The 8,548-nt window shown below is 66.5% G+C and carries 7 protein-coding genes and 1 tRNA gene; 2 read left to right on the forward strand and 6 right to left on the reverse strand.

Annotated elements, in window-relative coordinates; genetic code table 11:
- Positions 1 to 172: 172 nt before the first annotated feature.
- From GPA_RS11270 to GPA_RS11295, 6 genes are all read right to left on the reverse strand, one after another.
- A complete protein-coding gene (locus GPA_RS11270; protein WP_083809090.1) occupies positions 173 to 1,645 on the reverse strand; it encodes an MFS transporter in 1,473 nt (490 codons plus the stop codon).
- Positions 1,646 to 1,781: 136 nt separating this feature from the next.
- Complete coding sequence (locus GPA_RS11275; RefSeq protein ID WP_015539931.1) at positions 1,782 to 3,260, reverse strand: MFS transporter; 1,479 nt, start codon at positions 3,258 to 3,260, stop codon at positions 1,782 to 1,784.
- Positions 3,261 to 3,378: 118 nt separating this feature from the next.
- A complete protein-coding gene (locus GPA_RS11280; RefSeq protein WP_015539932.1) occupies positions 3,379 to 4,437 on the reverse strand; it encodes an amidohydrolase family protein in 1,059 nt (352 codons plus the stop codon).
- 82 nt (positions 4,438 to 4,519) lie between these two features.
- A complete protein-coding gene (locus GPA_RS11285; RefSeq protein ID WP_015539933.1) occupies positions 4,520 to 4,717 on the reverse strand; it encodes a hypothetical protein in 198 nt (65 codons plus the stop codon).
- A gap of 72 nt (positions 4,718 to 4,789) precedes the next feature.
- Positions 4,790 to 5,134, reverse strand: coding sequence for a hypothetical protein (locus GPA_RS11290; RefSeq protein WP_041239530.1), 345 nt, complete (start codon positions 5,132 to 5,134; stop codon positions 4,790 to 4,792).
- Between the two features lie 28 nt (positions 5,135 to 5,162).
- Positions 5,163 to 7,565, reverse strand: coding sequence for a molybdopterin-containing oxidoreductase family protein (locus GPA_RS11295; RefSeq protein WP_015539934.1), 2,403 nt, complete (start codon positions 7,563 to 7,565; stop codon positions 5,163 to 5,165).
- 459 nt (positions 7,566 to 8,024) lie between these two features.
- On the opposite strand from GPA_RS11295, the gene GPA_RS11300 reads away from it, so the two are divergent.
- Both GPA_RS11300 and GPA_RS11305 read left to right on the forward strand, forming a co-directional pair.
- A tRNA-Asn gene (locus tag GPA_RS11300) sits at positions 8,025 to 8,099 on the forward strand.
- Between the two features lie 156 nt (positions 8,100 to 8,255).
- On the forward strand, positions 8,256 to 8,548 hold a 293-nt coding region (locus GPA_RS11305), incomplete at its 3' end, for an MFS transporter (protein ID WP_041239531.1).

Below are 8,548 nucleotides of genomic sequence, written 5' to 3' on the forward strand. Positions count from 1 at the left end.
GCTCCCGTGACGGCATCGGGCCGTTCTACCGGCTGGTTGCTTTCCCTTTTCCCGTCCATGGCCCTTTCTTCTCCCGTCTTGCTCGGCTGCAATCGATGGCCTCCAGGCGACCCTACGCTGGCCGAACGCGGCAGGGGCGCTCCTCAAAGTACGGCTCGCGCCTCTCGGCGGCCTACGCGGCAGCCGGGTGCCCGTCGGGCTCCGGCTCTCCCAGGTGCTCCGCATCCTGTGCGGCATTCTCGTCCTCCTCGAACACCGGCGGCTTCGTGAGCACGTACACGATCCACAGGACCGTGCCCACGGCCGCGGTTCCCGCGCACAGCGGCGCCACGTTCGCCCACACCTGGGCCTCGCCTATGATGTAGCCCACCACCGGCGTGCACAGAAGGTTCGAGATGCCCTGGAAGAAGATGATGATGGCCATGCCCACCGGCATCGTGACGCGCTTGGGCATGGTCACGGGCACCATCGACCACACCACCCCGCTCGTCCAGCCGCTCTCCAGGCCCAGCAGGACCAGGTAGGCGGGAAGGTACTCGTAGGGCACGAGGAATGCTCCCACGTAGAAGAACGCGCAGAACCCGGCGATGATCACCATGACGTTGCGCGCCTTGAGCGTCTGGAACCTCCCCAGCAAAAACGCCGTCACGAGCGCCATGGGGATGGAGGCCGCGAAGCCGAGCGAGGCCATGGACCCGCCGGACACGCCGGCCTGCGCCTGCGCGGCGGCCAGGTCCATGCCGCCGGCCAGCAGGCGCTCCAGCTCCACGCCCTGCACGTAGGTGGGCACCCAGGTGAGCACCGAGAGCGAGGTGAACATGAGGAAGCAGAAGCCCAGGCCGAAGAGCCACATGCGCTTCACCTTGAAGCCCTCCAGCAAAATGGCGGCGGGGCGATGCTGCTTCTCGCCCGTGGCGCGCTCGCGCTTGGCGGCCACGCCGCGCCCGGCGTGCGGCACGCTCACGAACAGCGCGAACACCACGAACGCCACAAGCGCGAGCGCATCGGAGAACCACCACCATGCGTGCCAGTTCGACGGGTCGCCCGTGAGGGCGAGCGACACCGGCACGCCGATGTTGTAGGCGAGCGTGGAGCCCACGACGTACCACAGGTTCCAGATGCCCATGGGCAGCCCCGCCTTCTCGCGGGGGAAGTACATGGAGATGACGGTGGTGGCCACCACGCCCATCATGGCAACTCCGATGCCCTCGAGCACGCGGCCGACGATGAGCTGGGCGAACGAGGAGGAGAGCGCGCCCACGGCGCAGCCGGCCACCATGAAGGCCAGGCCTGCGAGGCCCACGCGCTTGGGCCCGAAGCGGTTGAGCAGGAACGCCGAGGGGAACGCGGTGATAATGCCGGCCACGGCGATGACCGACATGAGCCAGCCGGTGGTGCCGGGGTCGGTGCCGAAGTCGTGCATGAGGGCGCCCATGAACGTGGGCACCTTGAACTGGTTCATGATGACGATGATGCCGCAGAACAGCGTGGCGAAGAGCACGATCCAGCCCTTGCGCTGCCGGTTGCGGGCTGTCTCGTCGCCGGGCGACGAGCTGGCTGAGGGGGAGGGCTGCCAGGATGATGCCTGCGGGGATGCGGCGGCGCTTCCCGCCGCATTACGAGGTTGCTTGATCGTTACGCTCATGGTCGATCCCTTCTCCCTGCGAGGCAGGGATACAGGCTTTGACGGAAAGGGCCGCCTGCCGCGCCTCGGCGCTGCAAGGCGGCCCGGACGCGCCCCGGCTTCGACCGGAGCGCGTCGACGAGGGATGCGGGCAGCCTTAGTGTTGCGCAGCCGCCTCGCCTTCGGCAGGCTTGGCGGCGGGGGCGCCGGCGGCCTGCTTCTTGGACGGTTTCACGCCGAACGCGAGCAGGCAGCCCACGACGCCGATGGGGACGAGTGCCCAGAAGGCGAGCATCGGATCCACATGGATGCCCTGCGCCATGGCCTCCTGCACGGCCTGGCCAATGGCCGGGCCGAAGTCGGCCGGGGTGCCGCCGGAGGCGAGCACGGCCTGCTTGGCGTTGATGGCCACGTTGGAGGCCGCGGTGAGGCCCTCGTTGAAGGGCGCGAGCGCGTAGCTCGTTACGATCTGGCCGGCGTACTGGCCGAGCGTCAGGAACGACAGGCCGAACGCGACGGCGGTAGCGCCGCCCTTGAACACGAACGTGGGCACGAGCGGGCGGCAGCAGGCATTGAGCATCATGTTGCCGATGCAGAAGAAGATGACGTACGGGATGAAGAACTCGGCGTGGAAGGCCAACGCAGAGCAGATGGTGAGTCCCAGGATGCCCACGACGACGCACAGGTACTTCTTGGATTTCGGCGTTTTGTCGAGGATGAGGCCGCCAAGCGGGGCCAGCGCTCCGCAGGCGACGATCAGGCCGCCCCAAAGGCCGGCGGTCGTGGCATCCCAGCCGAAGCCGCCGAGCGCTTCGGGCGTCTGCAGCCACGTCTTGAGGTACTGGCTGAACGCGTAGTTCATGTAGTTGAAGATGGCGAACATGATAATGAGGCACCACAGTTGGCGGCTCTTGAAGAACTTGAGCACGGCCTTGAGCGGCTTGCGCTCGGGCGACACCTGGGAGCGCTCGTTCTCGCGCGGGTCGCGGAACACGACGGCGAACAGGATGCCGAACACGGCGGCCACGGCGACCCATACCCACTGGAGGTTCGCCATATTGGAGCCCACCAGATGGTACACGCCGTCGTTCACGAAGTTCGACAGGAAGATTCCCACGGGCGCCCAGCACGACCAAATGGCCATGGCGCGTCCGCGCGTAGCGTCCGGGAACCACATGGAAACGCAGGTGGGACCGGACACGACGGTGGTGGACAGACCCAGGCCCAGAATGAAGCGGCCGGCCAGGAACACGTAGAAGTTGCTGCCCACGAACGCCGCGCTGATGGCGCTGCCGACGACCGCGCAGCCCACGCCGATGATCGTGGTGGCCTTCGCGCCGAACTTGCGCACGAGAATGGTGGTGGGCAGCGCCATGATCAGCGCGCCGATGGGCACGAGACCCATGACGTTGGACAGCAGGCCGAAGTTGGCTGGATTTGCGAAGAACGCGTTGTTCTCGGCCAGCCAGTTCTTGAACACCGGGAACGTGATGCCCGGAAGCCACATCCACGCGAACACGATGCCCACGGCCGCCAAGAGCGACACGATGAGGCACGGCCACGCGTAGGATGGCGTCTTCTCCACGGGCTTGGCCGCGGGTGCGCCGTTGGCTGTGGCAGCAGCAGGATTGCTCATAGTTTCCCCTCTTTCATCGGACGCCTCCTTGCAAGGCGTTGACGGATTGTGCCGGGAAGGGCGCACGCCCTTCCCGCTTAGTCGGCGTCGTCGGAAACTCCGGCGACGCCGCGGTTCCCTACAGGTTGAACAGCTTCGCCGCGTTGCCGCCCAGCATGAGGTCCTTCTCCTCCTGCGAAACGTCGAGCGCCTTCACCGATCCCACCGAGCGGGCCATCCACTCGTAGAACACCGGGAACGACGAGCCCAGCAGCAGGTGGTCGGCGCCGCACGTCTTCACGGCGAGCTCCAGCTGGTCCTTGCTCCAGCTCATGGGGTGCGTCATGTCGAAGTAGATGTTGTTGGCGAGATAGCGGTCGTACGCCTCGCGGTCGACGTTGGTGGCCAGGCGGTTCATGGCCTCCTTCTTCTGCTTCGAAACGTGCGGTGCCAAAATGTCCTTGAGCGCGAACCAGTTGCCGCCGAACATCGTGTGGATGAACTTGAGGTCGGGGAACTCGTCGAACATGCCGGAGTACACCTCGCGGCCCACCGCGGTGGCCTGCACGTGGATGCGGCCGAGCTCGCGGCGCAGCGGCGTGTAGTCGGCGAAGTTGCCGAACGCGTTCTGGCCGGGCGTGTGGTGGATGGCGCAGGGCACCTTCTTGTCGTTGAGCACTTTGAGGTAGGGCTTGAACAGCTCGTCGTCGAGGAACTTGTCGCCGTAGCAGCAGGCGAACTGCACACCCACCATGCCCAGCTCGCCCAGGCAGCGCTCCAGCTCGTAGATGTCCTCCTTGCGGCCCCACGGCGGCAGCACGGCATTGGCGTACAGACGCCCCTCCGACTGGCGGCACATCTCGGCGGCCTGGTCGTTCACGATCCTGCACATGTCGAGCGGCAGCCATTCCTGCCACACCGGCATGCGCAGAAGCGCGATGTCAACGCCCACCTCGTCCATGGCGCGCAGCTTCGTCTCCAGCGTGTAGTCGCCCTCCACGTAGTTCAGGATGTCCTTGCCGTCCTCGGTGGCCAGCACGATCTGGTCCTTGGCGCCGTCGGGCGTCTTGCCGCGGTAGGCCTTGAGCCCCATGGTGATGGGCGCGGAGTACAGAAAGCCGTTGAGCACCTCCTCGTTCGTGAACAGGTCGGTGGGCAGGAAGTGCATGTTGATGTCGATGACCTTGTTGTCAGCCATGTTCTCTCCTTCTGGTCGACGGGCGCCCGTCCCGCGTCGCCCGGCCGGGCCGCGGGACGCGGGACGGGCAGCCCGCCTGGGTTTACCGGTAGATCGGCGTGACTTCGCGCTCCGCGATCTTCTTCATGTTGGCGCCGCAGCGGTCTTTCCAGTCGATGCGGCCCTGCTCGCGCTCGAGCTCGGTGACCGAGCGGCTGAAGTCGCGCGTCAGGTGAACGTCGACGTTCATCAGCTTCTCGGCGATCCTCCCGCCGAAGTCGTCCTCGAATCTCTGGGCCATGTCCGTCCTCCTTCCTGGTTTCCCTTTCCCGCGGGCGCCCCGCGTCGGCGCGGCGCCCGCGGCCCGGCTGATCTACGCCTGCTTGACGGCGACGATCATCTGCTTCTCGCGGTCGACCTTCTTCGCGAGGTCCTCCACACGGCCCCAGTCCAGGCACTGGGCCTGGCAGTGCTGCACGCAGGTGGGCTGCTTGCCCTTGCCCACGCGCTCTTCGCACAAATCGCACCACTTGGTGAACTGGGGGATGAAGTCGTACTGGTAGTCCTTCTTGGCTTCGTCGATGTGCAGCGGGCCCAGCTTCGTGATCTTCAGGCCGAACTCGCGCTCGGTGTAGCCGTGCTCCTGCTGGCAGGCCAGCACGCACGCCTCGCAGCCGGTGCAGTAGTCCACGTCGACCAAAATTCCAAGGTATCCCATGTCTATCTTCCTTTCCGTCGCGCGGCTGCTAGTCGGCCTTGCGGATCTTGCACATCATGGCCTTGTAGTTCGAGCCGAAGCCCGACACGCCGGCGTCGAAGGGCACGAGGTTGTTGATGTTGGACTCCAACACGCCGAACAGGCCCTCCTGCTCGTTCTCCACGTTCTCCTCGGCCGCGTCTTTGCGCTCGGGGAACCACCAGCCGTGCTCGGCCTGCAAAACGCGCGGGTCGTAGGTGTCGTTGAAGGCGGCCTTGTACTTGCACTTGCCGTGCTTGTTCTCCAGCCACACCCAGTCGCCCTCCTCGATGCCGTTGGCGGCCGCGGTGTCGGGATGCAGGTACACGAGCGGGTCGGGGTGCAGGGCGCGCAGCTTCGCGATTTGGCGCTGCTCGGAGTGGAAGAAGTGCGGCACGCGGGCGCCGGACGTGACGATGTAGGGGTACTCCTCCACATCCTCGGGCGCGCTGTAGGGGCTCTCCACCGGCTCCACGTAGCTCGGCAGCGGGTCGAGGCCCGACCACGAGGTGTGGTGGAACACCATGGAGTAGATCTCCGCGCGGCCCGTCTCGGTGCGGAAGCCCGGCTGGCCGTCGGGGCGCAGGTCGCCCGTCTCGTACTTGCGGTACTTGAACTCGGGGTACTTCCACGTGGACTCGCGCAGCTCGTCCCACGTGAAGCCGCCGTCCTCCAGCGCGTAGTCCCACATCTCCTGCACGTCGTCCCAGGGCCAGGCGATGTCCTGGTTCTCGGGCTTGATGGCCGCCGTCAGGCGCTTGCCCAGCTCCAGGAAGATGGTGTTGTCGGGCTTGGAGTCGCCCACGGGCTCGATGGCCTTGTTTATGCAGCTGATGCGGTAGGCGTTCAGCCCGCCGAAGCCGTCGCGCTCCTCGTAGGTGGCCGCCGGCAGCACCACGTCGGCTAGCGCCATCATGGTGGGGGTCATGAACAGGTCGGACACCACGATGAAGTCGATCTGCTTGTACCATTCCAGCTGCTGCTCCGCCTGCGCGCCCATGGTGGCCAGGAAGTTGTTCGTCACGATGTAGGCCGCGCGGATGGGCACCTCGCCGCGCTGCCACGCCTCGATGGTGGCGTTGGAGGACAGGTTCTTGAAGCCCACGGCGAACATGGGGTAGCGCTCCACGCCGATGCGCTTGGACTGCTCCTCCTCGGTCATGAGCTCGTCCCAGCCCCAGGTGCCGGTCCAGTTCGGCTGCTCGATGCCCCAGCACGCGTCGCCCATGACGTTGCCGCCGGGCACGTCGAGGTTGCCGGTGATGCACCACAGGGCCGTGATGGCGTGCGCGGCCTGCTGGCCGCCCGTCTGCTGGTCCAGCGCCACGCCCCACTGGATGGCGGCGGGCTTCGACGCGGCGTAGGTGCGGGCGACGCGCTGCACGTCCTCCTTGGCAACCCATGACTTCTCGCACAGATCGTCCAGGTCCATCTCGGCCACGCGCTCGCACACGGCTTCCAGGCCGTAGACCCACTTGTCGCAGAACTCCTGGTCGTAGAGCTTCTCGTCGCAGACGACCTTCAGCATGGCCATGGCCAGCGCGCCGTCGCCGCCGGGGCGCACGCGTAGCCAGTCCTCGCCGGCGCGGGCCGCGAGCCACGTGAGCTGCGGGTCAATCACGGCCACCTTCATGCCGCGCTTCATGAGGTCGGTGATCCAGTGGCCGTAGAAGCCGTCGGCGTTGCTGTAGAAGGGCTGGTGGCCCCACACGATGCAGTACTTGGGCACCGTGTAGCGCGGGTCGTCGTAGCGCTGGGGGAGGAACTGCGAGCAGTCCATGACGCAGGCGCCGCCCAGCATGCAGGCCATCGACGCGATGCGGGGCAGGTAGCACGAGTTGCCGGCGAAGTAGGGCACGCCCTCGTTCGGGCTGCCCACGCAGGCGTTCAGGCGTGTCACCTGATGGATGTCGCGGCCCGTGCCCTGGCACATGGCTATCTTGTCGGCGCCGTAAGTGTCCACGACGCGCTTGAACTCGCGCACGATGATGTCGTAGGCCTCGTCCCACGAGCATTCCACGAACTTGTCCTTGCCGCGGTCGGCGCGGTCGCGCTTCATGGGCTTGACCAGGCGGTCCTCATGGTACACGTAGTTCGGGATGCAGAGGCAGCGGCTGCACAGGCGCCCCTGGTTGTAGGGGTCCTCCGGGTCGCCCTCCACCTTCACCAGCTTGCCGTCCTTCACGTAGGACAGGATGCCGCACACGTTGTGGCATCCCGGCGCGCTGCGCGCGGTGCCGCGGATCACGGTCATGCCGTCCTCCTCCCACGTCCAAGGCACCTTCGGCGTCTCGGCGGCGGGCACGGGCGGGCGCGTGTCGGTCTTCTTCGGCAGGCGCGAGCCGCGGCGGTACTTCTTCCCGTTGGTCTCGCTCCAGTGCTCCTGCACGGGTGCCTGGGCTGAATCGGCCATACGTTCCTCCTTCTCGTTGCTTCCCTCGTCGGTTCTCGTCTCGCATCAGGGTCGTCTCCGGCCCGCCTGCTGCGGCTTGCGCGCGCGGCGGGCGGGCCGATTCCGAACGAGGCCAGAATAAGGAGGATTCGCGTAGCGGCGTCCCCCACAGATGATGAGGGGGACGTTTTCATTATTCCAACCCGAGCGTTTTCGGCGGTAATCCCGTTGGTATGAGGCTCCCAACTGGGAAGACGTCGTGGATGAAGAAACGAGCCCAGCAGGGGGCGGTGCAGGTGCGGCGCCGGATCTGCATGCTGCGTCTGCAAAGCAGCCCCGTTGCGTCGAGCCTTGCAGGCACCGAATCTGCCGCTGATTTCGAGGGCAAGCGAATTTGCGAAAATTCGGTCTTGCGCAAAGGCTGCGTTCCGGTATAATCTTCACTTGCGCGCGACCGAGACAGGAAGCGCCAAGGCTCATTCCTCGGTAGCTCAACGGCAGAGCATCCGGCTGTTAACCGGAGGGTTGTAGGTTCGAATCCTACCCGGGGAGCCAAGATACGCACAGGCCAGAAGCATCGCGCTTCTGGCCTTTTTGTTTTCGGGGCGCGCGGGCGGATACGGCCCGAACCGGTCCGGTGGGCGTGCAGCGCAAGGGCCAGGAGCCGGCAGGGGCCGACAGGCGGGACGAAGCAGGAGGGTCGGGGGACTCGTGGGCGTTTCGGACAGGGGAGCGGCGCGCAGGGGCGCGCGCGGCGGCTCGGCGTTGATGGGCGTGCTGGCCATCGCGGCGGGCATCGTCATCGTCATGAACCTCTTCAAGGTGTCGGCATCGCTCGGCCAGATCACGGCCGACCTGGGTATCGGCGCAAGCACGGGGAGCTGGCTCGTCACGGTGTGCACCGTGGTGGCCGTGGTGCTCGTGCTGCCGGCAGGCGGCCTGGCCGACCGGTTCGGGCCGAAGCGGGTGGGGCTCGTCGGCCTGGCGTGCGCGGCGCTCGGCAG

This window comes from Gordonibacter pamelaeae 7-10-1-b (assembly GCF_000210055.1).
In the GTDB taxonomy this organism is placed as follows: domain Bacteria; phylum Actinomycetota; class Coriobacteriia; order Coriobacteriales; family Eggerthellaceae; genus Gordonibacter; species Gordonibacter pamelaeae.